Origin of the sequence: Actinokineospora spheciospongiae (assembly GCF_000564855.1) — a bacterium.
Lineage (GTDB): Bacteria > Actinomycetota > Actinomycetes > Mycobacteriales > Pseudonocardiaceae > Actinokineospora > Actinokineospora spheciospongiae.
The window spans coordinates 12437-37500 of sequence record NZ_AYXG01000215.1; the positions used below are offsets into that span (position 1 = coordinate 12437).

Genomic DNA, 25064 nt, shown 5'->3' on the forward strand with positions numbered 1-25064 from the left:
TTCGCGGTGCGCGGACGCCCGCCGCCCGCGCGCGGCGGGCACGTAGGGTCACGACCATGGGATCACAGGACACCGGCGACGACGCCGCCCGCACCAGCCCGGAACCGGCGGACGACCTGGTCACCACCAGCCACTCGCTGACCATCCGCAGGCGCAAGCTCAACTACACCGCCACCACCGGGCGGGTCGTGCTGCGCCGCGAGGTGGTCACCGACGGCAAGGTCGACGGGCACCTGCCCAAGGCCGAGGTGTTCCTCACCGCCTACACCCTCGACGGCGCCGACCCGGCCCAGCGCCCGGTGACCTTCGCCTTCAACGGCGGCCCCGGCTCCGCCAGCGTCTGGCTGCACCTGGGGGTCCTGGGCCCCCGCCGGGTCGTCTCCGGCGACGCGGGTGCCCCCGTCGGCCCGCCGTACAGCCTGGTCGACAACCCCGAGACCCTGCTGGCGCACAGCGACCTGGTGTTCATCGACCCGGTCGGCACCGGCCTGTCCCGCGCGGCCAAGGGCGAGAAGTCCGCCGACTTCCACGGCTTCAAGCCCGACGTGGAGTCCGTCGCCGAGGTCATCCGGCTGTGGACGACCCGCAACGGCCGCTGGCTGTCGCCGAAGTTCCTCGCGGGCGAGTCCTACGGCACCACCCGGGCGGCCGGGCTCGCCGAGCACCTGCAGAACCGGCACGGCATGTACCTCAACGGCCTCGTCCTGATCTCCGCGGTGCTCGACTTCGGCACCCTGCTGTTCAACGAGGGCAACGACCTGGCCTACCCGCTCTACCTGCCCTCGTACGCCGCGATCGCCCACTACCACGGCCTGCACGGCGACCGGGAGCTGAGCGAGGTGCTCGCCGAGGCCGAGGACTTCGCCTCGAGGGACTACCCGTGGGCCCTCGCCCGCGGCGCCCGCCTGACCGCCGAGGAGCGGGCCGAGGCGGTGACCCGCCTGGCCCGGCTGACCGGCCTGTCCGAGGACTACGTCGACCGGGTCGACCTCCGCGTGGAGCACATCCGCTTCTTCACCGAACTCCTCCGCCACCGCAAGCTCACCGTCGGCCGCCTCGACGGCCGCTTCACCGGCTGGGAGGCCGACTACGGCCGCGAGCACATGGGCGGCGACCCCGCCCACGCCGCCATCCAGGGCGCGTACACGGCCGGGATCAACCACTACCTCCAGGTCGAGCTGGGCTACCCCAACGACCTGCCGTACGAGGTCCTCAGCAACGAGGTCTTCCGCCAGTGGTCGTACAAGGAGTTCGAGAACGCCCACGTCACCGTCGCCGACAAGCTCGCGGCGGCGATGCGCGCCAACCCCTCCCTCAAGGTCCACGTGGCCTCCGGCTACCACGACGGCGCGACCCCGTACTACGCCACCGAGCACACCCTGGCCGCACTGTCCATCCCGGACGAACTGCGGGACAACATCGAGGTCCGCCACTACGAGGCGGGCCACATGATGTACGTCCACGACGAGTCCCGGGCACAGCAGTCGAAGGACATCGCCGAATTCGTCACGAGGGCTTCGAATCGTTGAGGTAGCCGGTCGATCGTGCGGTGCGCGCCGTTCCTCGCGCACCGCACGATCACTTCCGGCTTCTGCCGAGTGCTGTGGTGGCCCCGTTCGGGCGGGCCGACACCGGTCTCGGTCGCGCGCTGGTGTGAAGGCGTCGAGCGTTCGGCGGTACGGACCCCTGGTCGGCGTGGGTAAGGTGGAGGGCAAGCGTCACCGCCACGCCCGGGGAGGGTTCGTGTTCCAGGCGGTGTGAGGGAAATCCGTGTTGGCTGTCGTCGCGCTGGTCGGTGTCGTCGGGGGGTCGGGGTTCCTCTTCCTGTTGCTGCGGTTGTTGGCGGTCGGGAAGGTTTCCGAGGTCAGGGTGTCCGTGCGGGCGCTTTCCGCGTTCTCGGTCGACTTCCGCGTGCACGCGGTTGTGGGGGATGCTGCCTGTCATGAGGTCACGTCCGGCGGTGCTGGTGGCGGTGGGGGCGCTGCTGGTGGTCGCGGTCGTGGCGGCGCGCGGTGAGTCGCCGATCTCGGCCGGGCCCGGGGTGGTGTACCGGCCGGAGCAGGCCGCGGAGAGCGCGCCGCCGCCGGGGGAGTTCCGGTTGGAGCCGAATTCGTTCCTCAGCCTGCTGAGCGGGATCAGCACCGGCGTGCTGCTCCTGCTGGTCCTGGCCGTCCTGCTGATCGGCACCGCCGGGCTGCCGGCGATGCTCGCGGGGGTTCGGCGGCGCAGAACCCCCGCCGGGCGGCCCGGGTTCGCGGCGGCCGACGCCGAGGACTCCTCCGGGTACCCGGCCGCCGCCGCGCTCGCGGCGCGGGTGCGCCGGGCGCGGGTGGAGCTGAGCAGGCGGGCCCCGGACCGGGAACCCGGTGACGCCGTGATCGCCGCGTGGGTGGCGTTGGAGGCCGCGGCCGAGGGGGTGGGGACGCCCCGGGCGGCGCACCACACCCCGACGGAGTTCACCGCCGAGGTGTCGGCCCACCACGACGTCGACACCGCCGCCCTCGCCGACCTGCGCGGGCTCTACCACCGGGCGCGGTTCGCCGCGCACCGGCCGTTGTCGCAGGCGGACGCCGATGGGGCCGAGCGGGCGTTGGCGCGGATCGAGCGTTCGCTGGTCGCCCGGTGAGCGCCGTCCGGACCGTGGCCATCGCTGTCGCCGCCGGGGTGGCGGTGGCGGGGTTGGGCGTGTGGCCGGGGGACCTGCCGGTGTTCTGGGCCGTGACCCTCGGGGTGCCCGCCGCCGCGGTGGCGGCGGTGGGGGCCCGGTTCTCCGGGGCGCTGGAGCCGCAGTGGGCGCCCCTGCCGGAGCAGGCCGACTCGGCGAGCGAGCCGCAGGCGGCGAACCTGGCGACCCGGTTGGCCGAGGCGGCCGACGACCCGGTGCGCTTCCGCGCCCGGCTCCGGCCCCGGTTGCGCAGGCTGGCCGCGGCCACCCTGCGCGCCGAGCACGGTGTGTCCGGTTTGGACGACCCGAGGGCGGTCGACCTGCTGGGCGCGGACCTGCACGCCCTGCTCACCGACCCCGCCGCCGTGCTGCCCGGCCCCGAGCGGCTGGAGCGGATGCTCGCCGGACTGGAGGAACTGTGACAGCGGACGAGGTCAAGCGGGTCGCCGACGCCGTGACCGGGGCCGTGGGGGCGGTGGTCGTGGGGCGGGAGCGGGCGGTGCGGCTCGCCCTCGCGGCCGTCCTGGCCGGTGGGCACGTGCTGGTGGAGGACGTGCCGGGGCTGGGCAAGACGCTGCTGGCGCGGGGGCTCGCGCAGGCGCTCGGGCTGGGGTTCGCCCGGTTGCAGTGCACCCCCGACCTGCAACCCGCCGACATCACCGGGTCCTTCGTCTTCGACCCGGTGCGGCGCGGGTTCGACTTCCGGCCCGGCCCCGTCTTCACCGGCCTGCTGCTCGCCGACGAGATCAACCGCACCCCGCCGAAGACGCAGTCCGCGCTGCTGGAGGCCATGCAGGAGCGGCAGGTCACCGTGGAGGGCCGCACCTTCGGGCTGCCGCGCCCCTTCCACGTGCTGGCCACCTCCAACCCGGTCGAGTACGAGGGCACCTACCCGCTGCCCGAGGCGCAGCTCGACCGCTTCCTGCTGCGCCTCGACGTCGGCTACCCGCCCGCCGAGAAGGAGGTGGAGGTGCTGCGCCGCAGGCTGGCCCGCCGCAGCGAGGACGCGTCCGTCGAACCCGTGGTCGACGCCGAGCGGCTGGTTCGGGTGCAGGCCGCGGTGGAGACCGTGCCGGTGGACGAGGACGTGCTGCGCTACTGCGTGGACCTGGCCCGCGCCAGCCGGGGGCACCCGGCGGTGGAGGTCGGCGCCTCGCCGCGCGGTTCGCAGGCGCTGCTGCTGGTGGCGCGGGCCCTGGCGCTGCTCGACGGGCGGGACCACGTGCTGCCCGAGGACGTCAAGGAGTGCGCCGTGCCCGCGCTGGCGCACCGGTTGACGCTGCGGGCCGAGACCTGGAGTTCCGGCACCACCGCTGCCGAGGTCGTCGCCGAACTGCTGCGCACCGTCCCCGGACCCGCGGGCTCCCGGTGAACCGGGTCCTGGCCTGGGCCACCGCGCGGCGGGCCGCGGGCCGGGCCGGGTGGCGCGGCACCGACGCGCTGCTGCGCGGCGCGTTCGGCGGGCTCGGGCTGGTCGGCGCGGGGGTGGCGCTGCACCGGGTCGACCTGGTGGTGATCGGGTTGCCGCTGCTGGTCTCCACCGTGCTCGCGCTGTCGGTGCCGCCGGGCAGACCGGTGCGGGTCACCGCGCAGAAGCTGCCCCGGTCGGTGGAGGCGGGGGACAGCGCGCGGGTGGCGATCACCGTCGACCACGGCGGCGGTGTCGAGTTCACCGCCGTCCGGCTGCCGCTGCCCGGCCGCCCCGGTGTCGGGCCGGTGCACCTGCTGCCCGGGGCCGACCGCGAGCTGCGCACCCACCTGCGCTGGAACACCTGGGGGGAGGGGGTCGACCTGCGGCCCGACCACCTCGCCGGGGGCCGCGACGGGCTGCTCGTCTCCGGCCCGGTCGTGGGCGTGGAGAGCAGGCGGACCGTGCTGCCGCCCCTCGCCCCGCCGCCAGCCGGGCCGCTGCCCGCGCGGCTGACCGGGGTGGTCGGGGCGCACCGCTCGCCCCGGCCCGGCGACGGCGCCGAACCGCGCGCGGTCCGGCCGTTCCGCCCCGGCGACCGCGTCCGGCGCATCGACTGGCGGGTGTCGCTGCGCGCGGGCGCGGCGACCGGCGAGGCGCTGGGCAGCCCGCACGTGCGCGAGCGGCACGCCGAGGCCGACGCCGACCTGGTCTTCGCCCTCGACTCGCGCGCCGACGTCGGCCCCGACCTGGGCTCCTGGTCCACGGCGGAGCCGGGCGGCCCGGTGCGCCGCGGCGGCAGCCTGGACACCGCCGTGCGGGCGATCGCCGCGCTGGCCGCCGCGCACCTGCGCCAGGGCGACCGGGTCGGCCTGGTCGACCTGGGCAGGCCGCAGCTCGGCGTGCCGCCCGGCGTCGGCAGGCGCCAGTTGCTGCGGCTGCGCCACCAGCTCGTCGCCTGCACCCGCTCCGCCGGGTGGTCGCCCCGGCCGGTGCTGCGGCCGGGGCAGGTGCCCGCGGGCGCCGCCGTGGTCGTGCTCTCCCCCTTCCTCGACGACGCGGTCGTCGACGCCGCCATCCGCGCCGCCGGTCACACCCGGCTGCTGCTGGCCGTCGACGTGCTGCCCGCCGAGCTGGTCGCGGACCCGGAGACGCCGTGGGGCGGTGCGGTGCGCCGCGTCCTGCTCGCCGAGCACCGGGTGCGGCTGGCCGCGCTGCGCGCGCACGGCGTCGCCGTCGTGCCGCCCGAGGGGGTCGCCGCCGCGCTGGCGCGGCACCGCCGGGGGCGCCGGTGACCGACGTCGGGGCGGGGATCTCCGCGCGGTGGCTGCCGGTGGCCGTCGCGCTGGCGGGGGCGGGCGTCGTGGCCGACCTGTGGTGGCAGGGGGCGGCGGTGGGGCTGCTGGTGGTCGCCGGTGCGCTGGCGGCCGCCGCGGCGCTCGTGCCCGCCTCGCCCGCGCCGCTGCTGCTGCTCCTGGTGGCCGCCGCGGTCACCACCGCGCTCGGCGACGACCCGCTGCGGCCCGCCGTCCTGGTGCTGGTGCCGCTCGGGCACGCGGTGCACCTCGGGGCGGCGCTGGGCGCGCTGCTGCCCCGGGGCGCGCGGCTGCACCCGGCCGCGCTCGGGCCGCCGCTGCGCCGGGCCGCCGCCGTGCAGGCCGGGGTGTTCGCCGCGGTCGGGGTGCTCGCGCTGCTGCCCGCCGGGCGGACGCCGCCGGTGCTCGAGGTGGCGGCGTTGCTGTCCGTCGCGGGAGTGGCCGTTCTGGTGCTGGTCCTTGATCGATCCCGCTGACCCCGGCGATGCCGGTCACACCTGCGGAAACACCACCAGCGACGGGGGTCACACCCGGGTGGGGGCGGCTCGCGGGGATCGCTCCCCGGTGCGACCATTGACCCATGGCGAACGGTAAGTCGGAGCCCACCCGGATTCTGATCCTCGGTGGCGGTTACGTCGGCCTCTACGCGGCCCTCGGGCTGCAGCGCAAGCTGCGCTCCGGCGAGGCCTCCGTGACGGTCGTCGACCCGCAGCCGCACATGACCTACCTGCCGTTCCTCCCCGAGGCCGCGGCGGGCGCGATCGAGCCCCGGCACGTGGTCGTGCCGCTGCGCCGCGCGCTCAAGCGCTGCCACGTCATCACCGCCCGCACCACCGCGATCGAGCACGCCCGCAAGGTCGTCACGGTCGAGGCGCCGGACGGGCACACCGAGGAGCTGGGCTACGACGTGCTGGTCGTGGCGCTGGGCTCGGTGGCCCGGCTGCTGCCGATCCCCGGCCTGGTCGAGCAGGGCATCGCCTTCAAGACCATCGGCGAGGCCATCTACCTGCGCAACCACGTGATGACCAAGCTCGACGAGGCCGACTCCACGCTCGACCCCGAGCTGCGCAAGCGGTTGCTCACCTTCACCTTCGTCGGCGGCGGCTTCGCGGGCATCGAGGCGCTCGGCGAGCTGGAGGACATGGCCCGCTTCGCCACCCAGTACTACAAGAACGTCGAGCCGGAGGACCTGCGGTTCGTCCTGGTCGAGGCCGCCGGGCGGGTGCTGCCCGAGGTGCGCGAGAGCCTGGGCGTCTACACCGTGATGCAGCTCGAGAAGCGCGGCATCGAGGTCTACCTGTCGACGCTGGCCAAGTCGTTCGAGGGCGGGCACGTGCAGCTCTCCGACGGCACCGAGTTCGACAGCGACACCATCGTCTGGACCGCGGGCGTCAAGTCCAGCCCGGTCCTGGGCAACTCGGACCTGCCGCTGACCAAGCAGGGCCGCCTGCGCGCCACCGCGGCCATGCAGGTCGAGGGCCTGCCGGACGTGTGGACCGCTGGCGACTGCGCCGCGGTGCCCGACCTGGCCCGCACCGGCGAGGACCCGACCGCCATCTGCGCCCCCAACGCGCAGAACGCGGTGCGCCAGGCGCGGCTGCTGGCCAAGAACATCGTGGCCTCGCTGCGCGGCGGCAAGCCCAAGGACTACTACCACAAGAACATCGGCTCGGTGGCCAGCCTCGGCCTGCACAAGGGCGTCGGCGACGTCATGAACTTCAAGGCCAAGGGCTTCGTCGCCTGGGCCATGCACCGCGCCTACCACGTCAAGGCGATGCCGACCTTCAACCGCAAGGTCCGGATCACCCTCGACTGGTTAACCGGTGGGTTGTTCCGGCGCGAGGTCATCTCGATGGGGCAGATCAACGACCCGAAGGCGGAGTTCGCCCGAGTCTCCAAGGGCTGATTCGGCAAACGGCCCAAGGACTTGGGCCACCCGGGCGGAACTCTCCGAAACTGTTCCCGCGATTTGTTTCCGCGCCTTAGGCTGCGTTCGCCCCCGTAGCCCAACAGGCAGAGGCAGCCCCCTTAAAAGGGGTCGAGTGCCGGTTCGAATCCGGTCGGGGGCACCACATGGAGCCGATCACTCACGCAGAGTCAGTGTGCGCGCATGGTTTCCCACGGTGGTGCGGTCTGCTGAGGACGTCCACATGACCCGGTGGCCGCCCTTGGTGGTCAAATCACCGCAATTGGTTCTTGCCTGTGAAATTATGGCCTAATCCGGTCATCCGCTGTTTTCGCGGCGCGTTCCGCGATAAGGCGGAGTCGTGCCGCGCCCGCCGGAGTCGGAGATCCGCGCCCGCCGACCCGCCCGGGGTCCGGTCGCGCCGAACTCCCGGTGGTCCCCGGCGCGAACTAGGCTCACCCGGTGGCTGAGTACCGGATCGACGACCTCGCCAGGGCGGCGGGCACCTCGGTGCGCAACATCCGCGTCTACCAGGACCGCGACCTGCTGGCGCCCCCGGCCCGCCGCGGCCGCACCGCCATCTACGGCGACGGGCACCTGGCCCGGCTGCGGCTGATCCGCAACATGCTCGACCGCGGCTACGCGTTCGCCCAGATCAAGGAGATGATCGACGCCTGGACCGCCGGGCACAGCCTGGCCGACGTGCTCGGGCTGGAGGAGGCGACCGGCGCGGCCTGGTCGCACGAGCGGCCCGCCGTGGTCCCGATGGCGGACCTGGTGCGCATGTTCGGCACCCAGCTCACCCCGGCCAACCTCCGCAGGGCGCTGGAGCTGGGTGTGCTGGAGCGCCGGGGCGCGCAGTTCGTCGCCCCCAGCCCCGGGCTGCTCGAAGCCGGGCACGAGCTGGTCAGGCTGGACGTCCCGCTGGCCGAGGCGCTGGCGCTGGCGGCCGAGCTGCAGACCGAGACCGACCGGATCACCGGGCTGCTGATCGGCCTGGTGCGCCGCTACGTGCTGGACCCGAAGGGCCCGGACTGGCTGCCCAGCGGCGAGGAGCTGCCGCACTACGCGGACGTGATCTCCCGGCTGCACCCGCTGGTCATGTCGGCCCTGTCGGCCGCGGTCGACCGGTCCGCGCGGCGGGTCATCCCGGAGATCATCGGCGACCGGCTGGTCGCCATGGCCGAGCGCGCGGCGGCTGAGCAGGGCTGATCGGACCGGATCGACCCTTGCACCGTGACAATGGGCATTGTAACGTTCGGCCCGTCCTGTAACGCCGTTCACATTGCCGACGCCCGGGGGTCGCCGTGGGTACTGAGCCGATTCGGTCGTCGATCACCGGAGTGCGGCGGCGGACCGTGCACCAGGGCGGGGTCGACCTCGCGGTGTTCGAGCAGGGCGACCCCGGTTCGCCGACGGTGCTGCTGGTGCACGGCTACCCCGACACGCACGCCATGTGGGACGGCGTCGCCGAACGGCTCGCCGAGAACCACCACGTCGTCCGCTACGACACCCGCGGCGCGGGGGCGTCCACCGCACCCCGGCGCCGCGCCGCCTACCGGCTGCCGGAACTGGGCGAGGACCTGTTCGCCGTCGCCGACGCGGTCAGCCCGAACCGGCCGGTGCACGTCGTGGCGCACGACTGGGGCTCCATCCAGTCCTGGGAGGCGGTCACCGACCCGCGCGCCGACGCCAGGATCGCCTCGTTCACCTCGATCTCCGGGCCGTGCCTGGACCACGTCGGGCACTGGATGCGCCGCCGCCTCGCCGCCCCCACCCCGGCGAACCTGCGCCAGGCGCTCGGGCAGCTCGCGCACTCCTGGTACATCTACTTCTTCCACATCCCGGTGCTGCCCGCCCTGCTGTGGCGCTCGTTCCTCGGGCCGCGCTGGGGTGCGGTGCTGCACCGCGTCGAGGGCGTGCCGAGGGTGCCGGGGCACCCGGCGCCGACCATCGGCGCGGACGCCGCGCACGGCGTGCAGCTCTACCGGGCCAACGTGTTCCCCCGCCTGGGCTCCCCGCGCACGCGCCGGACCCGGGTGCCGGTGCAGGTCGTCATCCCGACCCGCGACCGGTTCGTCACCGCCGGTCTCGCGGAGGACCTGGAGCGCTGGGTCGACCGCCTGTGGCGGCGCACGCTGCGGGCCTCGCACTGGGCCCCGACGTCGCACCCGGGCGCGGTCGCGCGGATGGTGGAGGAGTTCGTCGACCACGTCGGCGGGGCGCCGATGACCCGCGGCCTGCAACGGGCCAGGGCGGGCGCACCGGAGCGGGGCTTCGAGAACCGCCTGGTCGTCGTCACCGGGGCCGCGCGCGGGATCGGCCGGGCCACCGCCGAGGCGTTCGCCGCCCGCGGCGCCGAGGTCGTCGTCGCCGACATCGATGGGGAGGCGGCCCGCCGCGCCGCCGCCGACATCGGCCCCGCCGCCTACCCCTACCGGGTCGACGTCGCCGACGCCGCGGCGGTGCAGGCCTTCGCCGAGGACGTCGCCGACGAGCACGGCGTGCCGGACGTGGTGGTCAACAACGCCGGGATCGGGGTGGCCGGGGCGTTCCTCGACACCACCGAGGAGGACTGGCAGCGGGTCGTGGACGTGAACCTGCTCGGCGTGGTGCACGGCTGCCGCTCGTTCGGCGCCATGATGGTCGAGCGGGGCGAGGGCGGGCACGTGGTCAACCTGTCCTCCGCCGCGGCGTACACGATCAGCCGCGCCCTGCCCGCCTACTCGGCGACCAAGGCGGCCGTGCTCGCGCTGTCGGAGTCGCTGCGCGCCGAGTTCGCCGCGCACGGCATCGGGGTCAGCGCCATCTGCCCGGGCATCGTCGCCACCGACATCACCAACACCACCCGCTTCGCCGGGGTGGACGACGTCGAGCAGCAGCGCCTGCGGCGCAAGGCGGGCAAGGCCTACGCCCGCCGCGGGTTCGGCCCGGAACGGGTCGCCGAGGACATCGTCCGCGCGGTCGAGCGCGACAGCGCGGTGGTGCCGGTGACCCCCGAGGCCAAGGTCGGCCGCGTGCTGTCCCGGTTCGCCCCCGGGCTGATGCGCCGCCTGGGCAGGCTGGACGTGATCCGGTGACGGCGGGTCCCACTCGATCGGCTCGTGACCGGCTGGAGGAGGCTCCCGTGCCCGAACCCGCCCTCGTGCTCGCCCCGCGCGCGGTGACCTTCGACTGGTCGGCCGTCCCCGCGCACTGGGTGCCCGGCGAACCGCTGGCCACGCACGTGATGAACACCCTGCACCTGGTCCTGCCCGAGGGCGAGCGCTGGTTCGTGCACGTCTTCGGCCAGGCCCTGCCGCACATCCGCGACGACAAGCTCCGCGAGGAGGTCATCGGCTTCATCGGCCAGGAGGCCGTGCACGCCGAGGCCCACCAGGGCGCCGCAGACCACCTCGCCGCCCAGGGCCTCGACCCGGCGCCGTTCGTGGACCAGGTGTCCTGGCTCTTCCGCACCCTCCTCGGCGACCGCGACCTGCCCGCCCCGGTGGCCCACCAGTGGCTCCTGGAGCGGCTGGCGATGATCGCCGCCATCGAGCACTTCACCGCCGTCCTGGGCCGCTGGGTCCTGCGGGCCCCGCTGGAGCGCGCGGGCGCCGACCCCACCATGGTCGACCTGCTGCGCTGGCACGGGGCCGAGGAGGTCGAACACCGCTCGGTCGCCTTCGACCTGTACGCGCACCTCGACGGCCGCTGGCCGCGCCGGGTCCGGACGATGGCGGTGGCGGGCCCGGTCCTGCTGTGGCTGTTCGCCCGCTGCACCCGCTGGCTCATGCGCAACGACCCCCTGCGCCCCGGCCCCGCCCGCCTCCGCGACGCCCACCGGGCCGCCCGCCGCGGCCTCCTCCCGGACCTGGCGGGCCTGCTGCGCGCCACCTGGCAGTACCTGCCGCGCGCGTACCACCCGAGCCAGGACGGGACGACGGACGAAGCGGTCGCCTACCTCGCCACCTCCCCAGCGGCCAGGGCGGCAGCGCGGTGACGCCGGAGACGCGGACGCCCCCGCCCGCGGTGGCGCCGCCGGACCTCTACGGCCGGGCGCGGCCGGATCGGATGTACCGGCTGCTGCGCCCGGTCGTCGCGGCGCACCTGTGGTTGAGCAAGCGCAGCGTGCGCCGTGGTCGCCCCGTTCCCGTGGTCGACCGCGACCTGCCCGTGGTGGTCTCGGATCGCCGCGTCGAGGCCGACGGGGTGGTCTCGTTGACCCTCACCGCGCCCTCCGGGGACCCGCTGCCGCCGTGGCGGCCCGGCTGCCACCTGGACGTCCGCCTCCCGTCGGGCCTGCGCAGGCAGTACTCGCTGTGCGGCGACCCGGCCGACCGCGCCTCCTACCGGATCGCGGTGCGCCTGGTCGGGGAGGGTTCCGGCGAGGTCCACTCGGCGGTGCGCGTCGGCACCCCGCTGGTCGTGCGCGGCCCCCGCACCGCGTTTCCCCTGGTCGGCCCCGGACCCCACCTGTTCATCGCGGGCGGCATCGGCATCACCCCGATCCTGCCGATGCTGCGCGCCGCCACCGACTGGCACCTCGTCTACGCGGGCCGCTCCCGCGCCACCATGCCGTTCCTGGCCGAACTCGAACCCCACGGCGACCGGGTCACGGTCCTGACCGGTGTGCCCGCGGCGCCGGAACTCCTGACCCGAGCCCGGCCCGGGACCGCTGTCTACGCCTGCGGCCCGCCGCCCATGCTCGACGCGATCAAGGCCCACTGGTCCGGCGCCCTGCACTGCGAGCGCTTCTCCCCGCCGCCGGTGGTCGACGGCGAACCGTTCGAACTGCAACTGGGCCCAGGCGGCCCCGTCGTCCCCGTCGCCGCCGACGAGTCGGCGCTGACGGCCTTGCGCCGCGCCCGCCCGCAGACGGTTTACTCCTGCCAACAGGGGTTCTGCGGCACGTGCAGGCTGAACCTGGTGTCCACAACGGACTCGATGCTCGTCTGCACCGACCGCCGCCCGGGCCGAGTGGTCCTCGACGTGCGGGACTCCCGGGACTCCTAGGACCTGCGCGCCGTCGCGGCACCGACCAGCACGAGCAGGCTGCCGCACACCGTGTTCCACACCCCGGATTCCAACGACCCCAGCGACACCACCTCGCGCGCCTGCGCCACCCACCCCAGACTGACCGCCACCAGCAGCACCCCGCCGACCCGCGCCAGCCCCCGGGACAGCAGCAACCCGTACAGCGACACCAGCCCCGCCACGGCGATCGGCGCGGCCAGCGAGGTCAGCAGCGACGCGGTGTCCCGCGTGACCCCGCCGAACAGGTCCGCGACCGGCAACTCGGTGCCCCGGCGGCCCTCGAACCACGGCCGCGTCACCCCGAACCCGACCGCCACGAGCCCACCGATCCCCAGAAGCCACGACAGCACCATGCGCACCCCCGCATGGTACGGAGCCGCACGTCGGTCGAGGGTCAAAGCCGTGGACCGACCTGGGCGGGCCCGCGGTCCGGACTCCTCAGCCCGCTGCGGGACGGCGGACCGAGCGGCGGCTCCTCCGACGATGAGGGGGTCGTCCCCCGGTGACCCGCGCCGGGGTCAGGGCGTGCTGGGGGCGGGCCGCTTGACCGGCGGGAGGTCCGCCAGGTCCGCCGGGGTCTCGGCGGTGAACTCGGCCTCGGCCTCGAGGGGTTCGAGCAGGGAGACGCTGCGGGTGAGCAGGTCGTTGGTGCCGCGCAGGCGGGTGGCGAGCTGCTCGCGCAGGGCGGTCAGGCGCTCGACGACGCTGGTGGCGGCGGCGATGCGCTTGTCGGCCTCGTCGGTGGCCTCCTGGACCAGGCGGGCGGCCTCGCGCTCGGCGGCGGCGCGGTTGCTCTCGATCTCCTCGGCGAGGGCGGCGCGGCGCTCGGCCTGCTGCTCCTGGAACTGCTGCTCCAGGCGCTGGCGCTCGCGCTCGGCCCGGTCGTCGATGTCCTTCTGGCGCTGGTCGGCGACCTTGGTCATCGCGGTGACCTTGGCGCGGGCCTCGTCCATGACCCTCTTGTGCGCGCCGTGCAGCTCGTTGTGCTGGGTGTCGAGGTCGGCCAGCAGCCTGCGGTAGCGGTCGCGCAGGGCGGTGGAGGCCTCCTCGGCGGCGGTCCACGCGGTCTCGGCGGCGGCCTGGGCGCGGGCGTTGACCTCGTTCGCCTGGGCCTTCGCCACCACGACGGCCCGCGCGGCCCGCTCCCCGGCGTTGGGGGCCGACGCCGCCGCGGCGGCGGTGCCGATCTTGTCCAGCCGCTCGGTCAGCGCGTCGATCTCCCGCCGGGCCAGCTCCAGTTGCCCGGACAGCTCGGCCACCTCGGCCCTGGCCTCCCGCACCTGGGCCTCGGACCGCTCGGCGGCGGCCTCGGCCGTCCGCACGTACTCCTTCACCTGGCTGCGGTCGAACCCGTTCCGCACCACGGCGAACCCGGGGTCAGCGTCACGTTCCTGCTGGAAGGCCATGCTGTTGACGGTACCCGGGTGGGGGGTCGCGGTGGGCGCCCGGGGGAAGCATCACTCTGATGTGGGTACCGGTCGATCCGGCCGTCCCGATGATCACCTGTGCCGCCATCGTCCCCCCGCTCCTGCCGGCTCCGGGGACGGGCATCGCACTGGTGCGCGGTGGTGGCGAACAGTTGTCCACAGGGTCAGGCGGGGACCGCGGTGACCACCTGGTTCGACTCGTAGCCGTCGTGCCCGCCGACCCAGCGGCCGCCGCAGGTGACCAGGACCAGGCGGTGCGGGCCTGCTTGGCCGAACAGCTCCTCCGCGCGGACCGGGAGGTCGTCCTTCGCCACCGTGTCGATCTTGGCGACCCGGTAGGCGAAGGTCCGCCCGTCGGCGCCGACCACCGTCACCGCGTCGCCGACGCGGGTGTCCCACAGCTCGGCGAACGGGCCGGTCTGGCCCCTCCAGTTGACGTGCCCGGCCAGCACCGTCGCCCCCGTCGAGGCGTCGAGCCCGGCACCCCACCAGGTGGCCTCGCGCAGCGAGGTGGGCACCGGCAGCGTCGCGCCGGGGCCGAGTTCCTCGCGCACCAGCGTCGCCGTGCCGCCGTGGGCCAGCTTGACCGTGCCCGGTCGCTGGCCGGGGGGCTGCTTGGCGGGCGGCTTCTGCGCGGGCGGCGGCGCGGCGGGCGGGGCGGCCGGGGGAGCCGTTGTCGTCGGCGCGGCGGCGGGCGGTGGGGCCGCGGTGGGGGTTGCCCTGGTCAGGTCGGCCAAGACGTCCTTGCTCTTGGCCGCGGCGGCCCGGACGTCCGGCAGCGACCGCGGCGGCGCGGTCGCGCCCGCGAACGGGATGCCCTCGACCCGGGTCGGTCCGGCCACCGACAGCGCGCCGATCAGGACGATCAGCACGCCCGCCCCACCCGCTGCCGCGGGTGGGGCGAACCGTGGGTTCCGCCGTGCCATGACCGGTCAGTGCCCCCAGTCGCGGCGCATGCTCCGGCTGACGACCCGCTTGCCGCGGGCGGTCTTGAACAGGAAGCCGCCGCCCGCCGCGGCCAGCAGCACCAGGCCGCCGAGCGCGACCAGCAGACCGCTGGAGGGGCCGCCGCCGACCGCCGCCGCGTTCGCGGGCCTGTCCCCCGCCGGGATCACGTGCGGGACGGTCGGGGTGTTGGGCGTGTTCGTCAGCGCCAGGGCGAGGGTCTTGCCGGGTTCGAGCTTCCCGCAGCTCGCCGGTGGGGCGGCCGGGTTGAACGACTGCTCGTAGCCGGGTGCCGCCGCGACCTCCACCACGCAGACGTCCTGCGGGGTCTTGAGGTTCGGGACCTCCACCGTGCCGTCGGCGCCGGTCGTGACGACGACCGCCGCGCCGTCGGTGCCCACCAGCGGCTTGCCGTCCTGGCCTACCGCGGGGGCGGTCTTGTCCGGGCCGGTGACGCGCAACCGCACGCCCGCGATGCCCTTGCCGGTCTTGTCGTCGACCTTGGCGACCTTCACCGCGCCGGGCGCGGTGACCGCGGTGACCTTCTCGGTCGCGGTCAGCGGCTTCTCGCCGCCGGTGCTGACCACCCGCTGGGTGTCGACCTGCACGGCCTGCTGCACCACCGGCCGGTCCGCCGGGCTCAGCAGCGAGATCGCCACGGCCGGGTTCGGGCCGGTCGGGGTGACCGCGAGGTCGATGCCCGAGCCGTCCTCCTTGGTCGCCAGCGCCACCTCGGCCTTGCCCTCGACGGTGGCGTCGGTGAGCTTGATCGTCACCGGGACCTCCGACACGCCCTTGCCCGCGGCGTTGCGGACCTCCACGGTCCACTTGTCCGGCGTGCCGATGACCTGCGCGGCGCTCGGCTTGGTGATCTTCGTGGTCCACGGGCCGTGGTTGGCGGTGGCGTCGGCCTTGAGCTTGTCGACGGTGGTCTGCGCGCTCGCGGGCAGCTTCGACAGGTGGAACGACGGGTCGTAGGCGACGTTGCGGAAGTCCGCCTCCGGGCTGAGCTGGTCCGGGCTCTGCGGGGCCGCCGTCCAGGTGTGCAGCAGGTGCGCCAGCGCCGCGGCCTCGTCCGCGCTCTTGGTGTTGGTGTAGCGCAGCAGCAGGTAGGAGATGTCCGCCGCGACGTCGGGGGCCAGTTCCGTGCCCCACTTGGTCTTGAGCGCCTCGCCGGGCTGGTACTGCTCGTCGGTGTCCGGCGCCAGGTGCGCGTACTGCACGCACCAGACCTGCTTGCCGTTGACGATGTACGAGCCGAGCCAGTCGGAGGTCTCCGGGTTGCCCTTGTACGGCTGCGACGGCGAGGTCGCGTAGCCCAGGCCCTGCTGGATGGCGGCGGCGGCGGTGGGGGCGCCCGCGACGAGGGCGGCACCGGCGAGCAGCGCCACGCCGGACACCCCCGCGGTCAACCGGGCGGCGAGAGTGGTTCGCGCCATGGGTGGATCGGCTCCTTGCCGCGCCTTCGGCAGCGCACGCCTCGGCGCTCGACGTCAGGGACGAGCAGGCGCGCGGAACAACCCGGCGACGGGGAGTGGCCGGGTGGACACAGGGAGCGCACCACGGGTAACCCTGGTGCCTGCGGCCACCGCGCACAATCCACCGACCGTGCGAACTCCGTCACTGGCCAGGGTGGAACTTCCCCGGGAAGCGCTCGCCGCGTGGCGGTGCCCGCCCCCGGATGGCGGATCGCCCGGTCGGGAAGCGCCAGGTCCGGTCACCCAGCGCGTCCCGATCGGGAATACCGGGTTCGCGCTGGTCGTTGCGCCGGATGTGGGTAAAGTGGGTTTTACCCACGGGAACCGGTCGGCCGGGTCGATCGTTGACTCCCTGAAGGCGCCAGCAAGGCCCTATGGAGGATCAGGTGCGTTCTACCAGCAACCCCGCATTCCGCAACCTGCCGGTCGGCAGCGGCGGCTACGCGGGATTCCAGCAGCAGGCCCAGGGCTACCCGCAGGCGGCGCCCGGCTACGGCGGCTACCAGCAGCCGGTCTCCGACGACCGCCCGATGACCGTGGACGACGTGGTCACCAAGACCGCGATGACCCTGGGCCTGGCCCTCGTCGTCGGCATCATCACCGCCGTCGCGGTGCTCGGCGAGGTGATCAGCCCCTACCCGCCGATGATCATCGGTCTGATCGTCGGCCTGGTGCTCTCGCTCGTCATCATCTTCAAGAAGCTCCCGAGCCCCGCCCTGGTGCTGGGCTACTCCGCGGCCGAGGGCCTGTTCCTCGGCGCGATCACCGGGGTCTTCGAGTACCTCGTCCCCGGCGTGGCCCTGCAGGCGATCCTCGGCACCGCCCTGGTGTTCGGCGCGATGCTGGTCGTCTACAAGACCGGCGCGGTCAAGGTCACCCCCCGCCTCACCAAGTGGATCATCGGCGCCACCGCCGCGGCGGCGGGCCTGATGCTGATCAACCTGGTGCTCTCGCTCTTCGGCGTCGACATGGGCATCCGCGGCGAGACGGCCACCCCGCTGACGATCGGCATCAGCCTGCTGTTCATCGGCATCGCCGCCTTCAACTTCCTGCTCGACTTCGACATGGCGGACCAGATGATCCGCACCGGCACGCCGTCCAAGTTCGCGTGGTACGTGGCCTTCGGCCTGATGACCACCCTGGTCTGGCTGTACCTGGAAATGCTCCGACTGCTGTACATGCTGCAGAGCAGCGACTGACAGCGGTCGTTCCCAGGGGCAGGGCGTTCGGCATCGGCCGGGCGCCCTGTTTCGCTTTTCCCGCAGATGCTGCGATCGGCCTTGACGGGGCGTGAGCTTGTTCCCCGAGGGTGTCTCGTCGGGTGGTTACCCCTGCTCAACTGCGGTTACGCTGGTTTGACGGTGCTGCTGAGAGGAGGTTGGGATGGCGCGTGTCGACGACGTGGCGGCAGCTGTACTGGAAAAGACCGGTGCGGTGACGACGATGAAGCTCCAGAAACTCGTGTACTACTGTCAGGCCTGGCATCTGGTCCGCACCAAGCAAGCCATGTTCGAGGACAGGATCGAAGCGTGGCCGCAGGGGCCGGTGGTGAAGTCCCTCTTCCTCAAGCACCGTGGACAGCTCTTGGTCGGAGCCTGGCCCGGAGACGCCCGCAACCTCGATGTCGAAGAACGGGCGACGCTCGACTGGGTTCACCAGAAGTACGGCAAGCTCTCCGCGGAATCTCTCTCCGGCATGACGCACATCGAGTCTCCGTGGAAGAACGCCAGAGGGCTTTCGGGCCCGGAAGAGAAGAGTTCTGAAGAGATCACCAAGGAGCAGATCCACCACTACTACGCCAGACAGGTGGTCGACCCCGAGCAGGCTGTCGCCTACGCGGCGGCGAACGCGGCCATCGAAGGCGTCGAGTTCGACGACGACTGGCAGGCCGTGCTGAGGTCTGTCGCGAACTCGACCGTATCGCCCGACGACGCGATCCGAGCGGAGATCGAGCGGGCTCTGCGCACGTGAGCGATCCGTACCTCTTGTCGAGCTGGCGAGGACGACCATTCCCGGCGAGTACAACTCCCAGCACCTCCAGGCCTTTCACCGCCATCTGTTCCGGGACGTGTACGACTGGGCGGGCGATTTTCGGACGGTCGACATCTCCAAGGGCAATGTCCGATTCGCGCACTGGAACTACTTGAACGACTCGGTTTCCGCTGTGCTGGGTCAACTGAAGGATGACTACTGGCTGGCCAACCTGCGTCGGGACCACTTCATCAAGCGACTCGCCTTCTACTACGGCGAACTGAACGTCTGTCATCCGTTTCGCGAAGGGAACGGACTTACGCAGCGCGCGTTCTTGCGACAACTCTCCGCCTCGGCTGGATGGCGCCTCGACTGGACGGAACTTCCTCCCCGAGGGCAACATCCGCGCCTCCGAGCACTATGTCCACACAGGGCGCAGCGAACCGCTGGTCGACATCCTCGATGCGGTCGTGGTCAAGATCTGACATGCGAACGGCCCCACCCGCCACGGGCGGATGGGGCCGTTCGGCGTGCCCGGACTAGCTCAGGCGCTCGAGGACCATGGCCATGCCCTGGCCGCCGCCGACGCACATCGTCTCCAGGCCGAACTGCTTGTCGTGCCACTGGAGGCTGTTGATCAGGGTGGTGGCGATGCGGGCGCCGGTCATGCCGAAGGGGTGGCCGACGGCGATGGCGCCGCCGTTGACGTTGAGCCGGTCCTCCGGGATGCCGAGGTCGCGGGCCGAGGGGAGGACCTGGGCGGCGAACGCCTCGTTGATCTCGAACAGGTCGATGTCGCCGACCGACAGGCCCGCCTTGGCGAGGGCCTTCTTCGACGCCTCGACCGGGCCGAGGCCCATGATCTCCGGGGACAGGCCGGAGACGCCGGTGGAGACGATGCGGGCGAGCGGGGTCAGGCCCAGCTCCTTGGCCTTGGTGTCGGACATGATCACCAGGGCCGCCGCGCCGTCGTTGAGCGGGCAGCAGTTGCCCGCGGTGACGCGGCCGTCGGGGCGGAAGACCGGCTTGAGGGTGGCGGTCTTCTCGTAGGTGATGCCCGGGCGGGGGCCGTCGTCGGTGTCGACCACGGTGCCGTCGGGGAGGGTGACCGGGACGATCTCGCGGGCCCAGAAGCCGGACTTGATGGCTTCCTCGGCGAGGTTCTGCGAGCGGACGCCGAAGTGGTCCATGTCCTCGCGGGTGACGCCCTTGAGCAGCGCCAGGTTCTCCGCGGTCTGGCCCATGGCGATGTAGGCGTCGGGCAGCAGGCCGTCCTGGCGCGGGTCGTGCCACTCCGCCGCGCCCTTCTCGGCGACGGCGGCGGTGCGGTCGGTGGCCTCGGCGAACAGCGGGTTGTGCGTGTCCGGCCACGAGTCGGAGCTGCCCTTGGCGAAGCGGGACACCGTCTCCACGCCCGCGGAGATGAACACGTCGCCCTCGCCCGCCTTGATCGCGTGCAGCGCCATCCGGGTGGTCTGGAGCGAGGACGCGCAGTAGCGGGTGACGGTGCACCCGGGCAGGTGGTCGTAGCCCGCGAGCACGGCGACGATCCGGCCCAGGTTGAAGCCCTGCTCGCCGCCGGGCAGGCCGCAGCCGAGCATCAGGTCGTCGATGTCGCGGGGGTCCAGGGCGGGCACCTTGTCCAGCGCGGCCTTGACCATCCGCGCGGCCAGGTCGTCGGGCCGGATGTCGACCAGGGAACCCTTCCCCGCCCGGCCGATCGGGGACCGGGCGGCGGAGACGATGACAGCCTCTGGCATGGGGGCACTCCTTCAGCGGGGCAGCACGACCAGAGCGATGTTACTCGCAGGTAACCAATCGGCAAGTGTGGTGTCGCCCGCGCCGGTCAGCGGGCTCGCCGGACGCCCGCTGCGGCGCACAGGGGAGCGAGCATGACTTCGGCTGCCAAGGCGTAGCCCGCGCCGTTGGGGTGGAAGCGGTCGCCGCTGAACAGGTCCTGCGGGCGGGCCAGGAAGTGCGGGGAGAGCAGGGCGGCCAGCGGGACCGAGGTGGCCCCGGTGCTCGCCAGCTCCCGGGCCTGCGCCCTGGCCAGCGCCAGGCTCCAGCGGCGGGCGACCGCGCGCAGCGGCTGCGGGATGGGGACGATCGCGCCCAGGTCGGGGCAGGTGCCGACGACGACCGCCGTGCCCGCCGCGATCAGGCGGCGGACCTCGGCGGCCAGCAGGGCCGCCGAGGCGTTCGGGCCGAGCCGGGCGGTGACGTCGTTGCCGCCGACGATGACGACCGCGACGTCCGGGGGGTGCCGCAGCGCCTCGTCGACCTGGGGGGCGAGGCCGGTGGTGCGGGAACCGCCGACGGCGTGGGTGGTGAGGCGGACCGGGCGGTCGGACTCCGCGGCCAGACCCCTGGCCAGCAGGACGCCGGGCAGCAGGTCCGGGCTCTCCGCGCCCAGGCCCGCCGCGGTGGAGTCGCCCAGGACGGCGAAGGTGATCAGGTGCCGGGCGTCGGCCATGGGCAGGGGACCGGTGCCGTCGGGCAGGTAGCAGCCGTCGGCGTTGAGGGGCAGCTCGACCGGGGGGCCGATCACCGTGCGCGCCTGGCGGGACTGGCTGGTGAGCAGCGAGTAGGCCGCGCCGGACAACCCGCCCACCGAGCCCGCGGCCAGCGCCAGCACCCGGAGTCCCCGTGCTCCGACCATGGGTGGCCTCCATCCGCCGGGGTCGGTCGCTCCGGACGCGTCGCTCGAACCAGGGGTTTCCTCGTCGTCGAAGACAGTAACTCGGGGCTCCGACCCTAGTGGGCGGTTAGGGTGAGCGGCAGGTCCGAATGGTGTGATCAAACCGCAGAAGGAGCGCCCGGTGGAGTACGTCGAGCACATCATCGATCTCGTCGGCGACACGCCGCTGGTGAAGCTGAACACCATGGCCGCGGGGCTCAAGCCCACCGTGCTGGCCAAGGTCGAGTACTTCAACCCCGGCGGCAGCGTCAAGGACCGGATCGCCGTGCGCATGGTGGAGGCGGCGGAGAAGTCCGGGGCGCTCAAGCCCGGGGGGACGATCGTGGAGCCCACCTCCGGCAACACCGGGGTGGGGCTGGCGCTGATCGCCCAGCGCAAGGGCTACAAGTGCGTCTTCGTCTGCCCGGACAAGGTCAGCGAGGACAAGCGCAACGTCCTCAAGGCCTACGGCGCCGAGGTCGTGGTCTGCCCGACCTCGGTGGCACCCGAGCACCCCGACTCCTACTACAACGTCTCCGACCGGCTGGTCCGCGAGATCGAGGGCGCCTGGAAGCCCAACCAGTACGCCAACGAGGAGAACCCGGCCAGCCACTACCACTCCACCGGCCCCGAGCTGTGGAAGCAGACCGACGGGCGGATCACGCACTTCGTCGCGGGCGTCGGCACCGGCGGGACGATCTCCGGCACCGGCCGCTACCTCAAGGAGGTCTCCGACGGCCGGGTCCGGGTCATCGGCGCCGACCCGGAGGGCTCGGTGTACTCCGGCGGGTCCGGGCGGCCGTACCTGGTCGAGGGCGTCGGCGAGGACTTCTGGCCGACCACCTACGACCGCGGGGTCGCCGACGAGATCATCGCGGTGAGCGACCGCGAGTCCTTCGAGGTGACCCGGCGCCTGGCCAGGGAGGAGGGCCTGCTGGTCGGCGGCTCCTGCGGGATGGCCGCCGCGGCGGCGCTGCGGCTGGCCGAGCGGCTCGGCCCGGACGACGTGGTAGTGGTGCTGCTGCCCGACGGCGGCCGCGGCTACCTGTCGAAGGTCTTCAACGACTCGTGGATGAGCCAGTACGGCTTCCTGCCGCCCGAGCACACCGGCGCCACCGTCGGCGACGTGCTGCGGCGCAAGGCCGGGTCGAGCAGCGCGCTGCCCGACTTCATCCACGGCCACCCCACCGAGACCGTGGCCGACGCGGTGGCGATCCTGCGCGAGTACGGGGTCAGCCAGATGCCCGTGGTCAACGCCGAGCCCCCGGTCATGGCGGCCGAGATCGTCGGCGCGGTCAACGAGAAGGACCTGCTCGACGCGCTGTTCACCGGCAAGGCCGAACTGGCCGACACCCTCGACCGGCACATGGGGGCCCCGCTGCCCACGATCGGCGCCGGGGAGCAGGTCAAGTCCGCCATGGAGGCGCTGGCCGAGGCCGACGCGGCGCTGGTCCTGCTGGACGGCAAGCCCGCGGGCGTGGTGACCCGGCAGGACCTGCTGGGCTTCCTGGCCCGCCGGTGACGGCGCGCGGGCGCGGGGCCCACCGCGCCCGCGCATTCCGCACCGCGCCCGCGCGCACGCTGCGTCGCTGTCGAGGTACTACCGGCACTCGGATGGCGTATCCGATAGCGTTACCGCCCAGACAAGCTGACATTCCAGGTCAAAAGGGGTGGAGAACCCGATGAGCGCTCCCCAGCCGCCCAACCCGCCGTGGCAGGGCGGGCAGCCCCAGCAGGAGCCGGGGCAGTCCGGACCCGAGTACACCGCACCCCCGGGTGACACGGCAGGCGCCGACGGCGTGGAGCGCACCCAGGCGATCCGCCCCGGTCAGCCCGTTCCCGGCCAGGACGAGTCCGACCGCACCCAGGTCGTGCAGCCGGGGCAGACCGGTGCGCAGCCCGGCGGTGGCGACGCGACCCAGATGGTGCCCCCGGGCTCGGTCCCGCAGTCGCCGCCGTACGCCCCGCCGCCCAGCGCCGCGGACCTGTCCTCGCCCGCGGGCGGCTTCGGCCAGCCGCCGAACCCGTACGGGCAGCAGCAGCCGGGCCAGTTCGGCCAGCAGCCGCCGCCCGGGCAGTACGGGCAGCCCCAGCAGCAGAACCCGTACGGCCAGCCCGGCCCGTACGGCCAGCCGCAGGGCGGGTTCGCCCAGCAGGGCGGCCTCGGCTACGCGCCGCAGATGGGCGGGCAGGGCGCCAACACCGGCGTGATCGCCACGGTCATCCAGGGCGCGGTCGCGCTGCTCGGCCTGATCAGCCTGATCCTGTCGATCGTGTCGCTGTCGTCGGTGATCAAGTCGGCTTCCTACGACCCGGCCGACGGCTGCGACACGCTCAGCGACCCCGACCTGCGCGCCTCCTGCGTCTCCGCGGCGAACCGGTACGCCGGTGACGTCGGCGGTGCGAGCGCGCTGAGCGTCATCATCGCCGTCGTCCTGCTGCTGGCCTCGGCCACGGCGCTCGCGGGCGCGGTGCTGCTGTTCCTGAAGAAGACCGAGTTCGCGCACCTGCTGGTGCTCGGCGGTGGCGCGGCCCTGCTGGTCCTGTCGATCGTGCTGGGCGCGTCGTACTACTTCACCGGTGGCGTCATCACGATCCTGGTGTTCGGCCTGCTGATCACGGCCGCGGGCGCGCTGTGGTTCTTCCCGCAGACCAAGCCGTTCCTGGTGTCGAACCAGCCGCTCGGCGGCCTCGGCGGCGGCCCCAAGCCGCCCGCCGGCCCCGGCGGCTACGGCCAGCCCCAGCAGCACAACCCGTACGGCCCGCCCCCGGGACAGCAGCAGCACAACCCGTACGGGCAGCAGCAGCCGGGCCAGTTCGGCCAGCAGCCGCCGCCGGGGCAGTACGGGCAGCCGCAGCAGCAGAACCCCTACGGGCAGCCGCCCGGTGGCCAGCCGCAGCAGCCGCCGCAGCAGTGGTGATCCACCAGTCCTCCCCGATGGGCCCCGACCGACCGGTCGGGGCCCATCGGCGTACTAGCCCCTTTTGGGCTTTCATTCCCCACAGTGGGAAACCTCCCGAATACTGGGCGCCATCCCGTGGACCCGTAACCTGGACACATGGCTGAAGACACGTCGCGTTGGGGCTTCGAGACCCGGGCTATCCACGCGGGTCAGGACCCGGACCCACGCACCGGAGCGGTCATCGTCCCGATCTACGCCACCTCCACCTTCGCCCAGGACGGCGTGGGCGGTGTGCGCGACGGCGGCTACGAGTACTCCCGCACCGCGAACCCGACCCGCAGCGCGCTGGAACAGGCACTGGCCTCTTTGGAGGGCGGGCGGCACGGGCTGGCCTTCGCCTCCGGCATGGCCGCCGCCGACATCGCGCTGCGGTCGATGACCCGGCCCGGTGACCACGTGGTGCTCGGCAGCGACGCCTACGGCGGCACGTTCCGGCTGCTGGACAAGGTCCTGTCGCTGTGGGGCGTGGAGTACACCCCGGTCGAGCTGTCCGACATCGACGCCACCCGCGCCGCGATCCGGCCGAACACCAAGGTGGTCTGGTCGGAGACGCCGACGAACCCGCTGCTGGGCATCGCCGACATCGCCGCGCTGGCCGCGGTGTCCGCCGAGGCGGGCGCCAAGCTGGTCATCGACAACACCTTCGCCACCCCGTACCTGCAGTCCCCGTTGGGCCTGGGCGCCGACGTGGTGCTGCACTCCACCACCAAGTACCTCGGCGGGCACTCCGACGTGGTCGGCGGCGCGCTGATCACCTCCGACGACGAGCTGCACGAGAAGTTCGCGTTCCTGCGCAACGCCGCGGGCGCGGTGCCCAGCCCGTTCGACTCCTGGCTGGTGCTGCGCGGGGCGAAGACGCTGGCGCTGCGGATGGAGCGGCACAGCGACAACGCCGAGCGCGTGGTCGAGGCGCTGCTCAGCCACGACAAGGTCACCAAGGTCTACTACCCGGGCCTGGTCGACCACCCCGGGCACGAGATCGCCGCGAAGCAGATGCGCCGCTTCGGCGGCATGGTCTCCTTCGCGGTGCAGGGCGGCGAGCGGGCCGCGCTGGACATCGCGGCGCGGACGAAGCTGTTCATCCTGGGCGAGTCGCTCGGCGGCATCGAGTCGCTGATCGAGCACCCGGGCAAGATGACCCACGCGAGCACCGCCGGGTCGCCGTTGCAGGTGGCCGGGGACATCCTGCGCATCTCGGTCGGCATCGAGGACAGCACCGACCTGGTCGGCGACCTGCTCTACGCCCTCGACTGAGGCTCCGCACACGTGAAGAGGCCCCCGTCCTGGTGGAC

The 25064-nt window shown here is 73.3% G+C and carries 23 protein-coding genes and 1 tRNA gene; 18 read left to right on the forward strand and 6 right to left on the reverse strand.

What is annotated here, in order from left to right; genetic code table 11:
* Nucleotides 1-56 precede the first annotated feature (56 nt).
* The 12 genes from UO65_RS27170 to UO65_RS27230 all read left to right on the forward strand — a co-directional run bounded on the left by UO65_RS27170 (nucleotide 57) and on the right by UO65_RS27230 (nucleotide 12290).
* Complete coding sequence (locus UO65_RS27170) at nucleotides 57-1529, forward strand: S10 family peptidase (RefSeq protein ID WP_035287990.1); 1473 nt, start codon at nucleotides 57-59, stop codon at nucleotides 1527-1529.
* Nucleotides 1530-1942: 413 nt separating this feature from the next.
* Entirely contained in the window at nucleotides 1943-2626 is a 684-nt protein-coding gene (locus UO65_RS33750; RefSeq protein WP_152552309.1) for a DUF4129 domain-containing protein, read from the forward strand.
* On the forward strand, nucleotides 2623-3087 hold the full coding sequence (locus UO65_RS27185) for a hypothetical protein (RefSeq protein WP_035287995.1): 465 nt from the start codon (nucleotides 2623-2625) through the stop codon (nucleotides 3085-3087). The genes UO65_RS33750 and UO65_RS27185 overlap by 4 nt, the downstream gene beginning before the upstream one ends.
* Nucleotides 3084-4037: an AAA family ATPase gene (locus UO65_RS27190; RefSeq protein ID WP_035287997.1), complete on the forward strand. Its 954-nt coding sequence runs from the start codon at nucleotides 3084-3086 to the stop codon at nucleotides 4035-4037. The genes UO65_RS27185 and UO65_RS27190 overlap by 4 nt, the downstream gene beginning before the upstream one ends.
* Nucleotides 4034-5368: a DUF58 domain-containing protein gene (locus UO65_RS27195; RefSeq protein WP_035288000.1), complete on the forward strand. Its 1335-nt coding sequence runs from the start codon at nucleotides 4034-4036 to the stop codon at nucleotides 5366-5368. Before UO65_RS27190 ends, UO65_RS27195 begins: the two co-directional genes overlap by 4 nt.
* A complete protein-coding gene (locus UO65_RS33755; protein WP_052021847.1) occupies nucleotides 5365-5865 on the forward strand; it encodes a hypothetical protein in 501 nt (166 codons plus the stop codon). The genes UO65_RS27195 and UO65_RS33755 overlap by 4 nt, the downstream gene beginning before the upstream one ends.
* 104 nt (nucleotides 5866-5969) lie before the next feature.
* A complete protein-coding gene (locus UO65_RS27205; RefSeq protein ID WP_035288003.1) occupies nucleotides 5970-7295 on the forward strand; it encodes an NAD(P)/FAD-dependent oxidoreductase in 1326 nt (441 codons plus the stop codon).
* Nucleotides 7296-7384: 89 nt separating this feature from the next.
* Nucleotides 7385-7461: transfer RNA gene (locus UO65_RS27210), tRNA-Leu, on the forward strand.
* A gap of 296 nt (nucleotides 7462-7757) precedes the next feature.
* Nucleotides 7758-8507 (forward strand): MerR family transcriptional regulator, encoded by a 750-nt coding sequence (locus UO65_RS27215; RefSeq protein WP_035288006.1) that lies wholly within the window; start codon nucleotides 7758-7760, stop codon nucleotides 8505-8507.
* Between the two features lie 95 nt (nucleotides 8508-8602).
* Nucleotides 8603-10375 carry an SDR family oxidoreductase gene (locus tag UO65_RS27220; protein WP_084176306.1) on the forward strand — a complete coding sequence of 591 codons (1773 nt, stop codon included), beginning with the start codon at nucleotides 8603-8605 and terminating at the stop codon, nucleotides 10373-10375.
* Nucleotides 10376-10422: 47 nt separating this feature from the next.
* Nucleotides 10423-11277 carry a metal-dependent hydrolase gene (locus tag UO65_RS27225; protein WP_035288009.1) on the forward strand — a complete coding sequence of 285 codons (855 nt, stop codon included), beginning with the start codon at nucleotides 10423-10425 and terminating at the stop codon, nucleotides 11275-11277.
* Nucleotides 11274-12290, forward strand: a complete 1017-nt coding sequence (locus UO65_RS27230) for a PDR/VanB family oxidoreductase (protein WP_084176308.1) — start codon at nucleotides 11274-11276, stop codon at nucleotides 12288-12290. Before UO65_RS27225 ends, UO65_RS27230 begins: the two co-directional genes overlap by 4 nt.
* Here the strand turns inward: UO65_RS27230 and UO65_RS27235 are convergent.
* From UO65_RS27235 to UO65_RS27250, 4 genes are all read right to left on the reverse strand, one after another.
* The gene (locus UO65_RS27235) at nucleotides 12287-12670 is read right to left on the reverse strand and encodes a hypothetical protein (RefSeq protein ID WP_152552310.1); all 384 of its coding nucleotides are present in this window, start codon (nucleotides 12668-12670) and stop codon (nucleotides 12287-12289) included. The genes UO65_RS27230 and UO65_RS27235 overlap by 4 nt on opposite strands.
* Nucleotides 12671-12829: 159 nt before the next feature.
* The gene (locus UO65_RS27240) at nucleotides 12830-13717 is read right to left on the reverse strand and encodes a coiled-coil domain-containing protein (RefSeq protein WP_035288017.1); all 888 of its coding nucleotides are present in this window, start codon (nucleotides 13715-13717) and stop codon (nucleotides 12830-12832) included.
* A 185-nt stretch (nucleotides 13718-13902) separates the two neighbouring features.
* A complete protein-coding gene (locus UO65_RS27245) occupies nucleotides 13903-14664 on the reverse strand; it encodes a class F sortase (RefSeq protein ID WP_035288019.1) in 762 nt (253 codons plus the stop codon).
* A 6-nt stretch (nucleotides 14665-14670) separates the two neighbouring features.
* On the reverse strand, nucleotides 14671-16122 hold the full coding sequence (locus tag UO65_RS27250) for a SpaA isopeptide-forming pilin-related protein (RefSeq protein WP_052021849.1): 1452 nt from the start codon (nucleotides 16120-16122) through the stop codon (nucleotides 14671-14673).
* Nucleotides 16123-16547: 425 nt separating this feature from the next.
* Here UO65_RS27250 and UO65_RS27255 point away from each other — a divergent pair, with 425 nt between their 5' ends.
* From UO65_RS27255 to UO65_RS39080, 3 genes are all read left to right on the forward strand, one after another.
* Complete coding sequence (locus tag UO65_RS27255) at nucleotides 16548-17360, forward strand: Bax inhibitor-1/YccA family protein (protein ID WP_035288021.1); 813 nt, start codon at nucleotides 16548-16550, stop codon at nucleotides 17358-17360.
* A gap of 184 nt (nucleotides 17361-17544) precedes the next feature.
* A complete protein-coding gene (locus UO65_RS27260) occupies nucleotides 17545-18132 on the forward strand; it encodes a Panacea domain-containing protein (RefSeq protein ID WP_035288023.1) in 588 nt (195 codons plus the stop codon).
* 37 nt (nucleotides 18133-18169) lie between these two features.
* Nucleotides 18170-18769, forward strand: coding sequence for a Fic/DOC family protein (locus UO65_RS39080; protein WP_411431381.1), 600 nt, complete (start codon nucleotides 18170-18172; stop codon nucleotides 18767-18769).
* On the opposite strand, the gene UO65_RS27265 is transcribed toward UO65_RS39080, so the two are convergent.
* Both UO65_RS27265 and UO65_RS27270 read right to left on the reverse strand, forming a co-directional pair.
* Nucleotides 18672-19892, reverse strand: a complete 1221-nt coding sequence (locus UO65_RS27265) for an acetyl-CoA C-acetyltransferase (RefSeq protein ID WP_035288026.1) — start codon at nucleotides 19890-19892, stop codon at nucleotides 18672-18674. The genes UO65_RS39080 and UO65_RS27265 overlap by 98 nt on opposite strands.
* An 86-nt stretch (nucleotides 19893-19978) precedes the next feature.
* Nucleotides 19979-20791 carry an SGNH/GDSL hydrolase family protein gene (locus UO65_RS27270; protein ID WP_035288028.1) on the reverse strand — a complete coding sequence of 271 codons (813 nt, stop codon included), beginning with the start codon at nucleotides 20789-20791 and terminating at the stop codon, nucleotides 19979-19981.
* A gap of 160 nt (nucleotides 20792-20951) precedes the next feature.
* Between UO65_RS27270 and UO65_RS27275 the strand changes: the two genes are divergently transcribed.
* From UO65_RS27275 to UO65_RS27285, 3 genes are all read left to right on the forward strand, one after another.
* Nucleotides 20952-22331 (forward strand): cystathionine beta-synthase, encoded by a 1380-nt coding sequence (locus tag UO65_RS27275; protein WP_035288086.1) that lies wholly within the window; start codon nucleotides 20952-20954, stop codon nucleotides 22329-22331.
* Between the two features lie 160 nt (nucleotides 22332-22491).
* Entirely contained in the window at nucleotides 22492-23730 is a 1239-nt protein-coding gene (locus UO65_RS27280) for a hypothetical protein (RefSeq protein WP_035288030.1), read from the forward strand.
* A 138-nt stretch (nucleotides 23731-23868) separates the two neighbouring features.
* Entirely contained in the window at nucleotides 23869-25026 is a 1158-nt protein-coding gene (locus UO65_RS27285; protein WP_035288033.1) for a cystathionine gamma-synthase, read from the forward strand.
* Nucleotides 25027-25064: the final 38 nt, after the last annotated feature.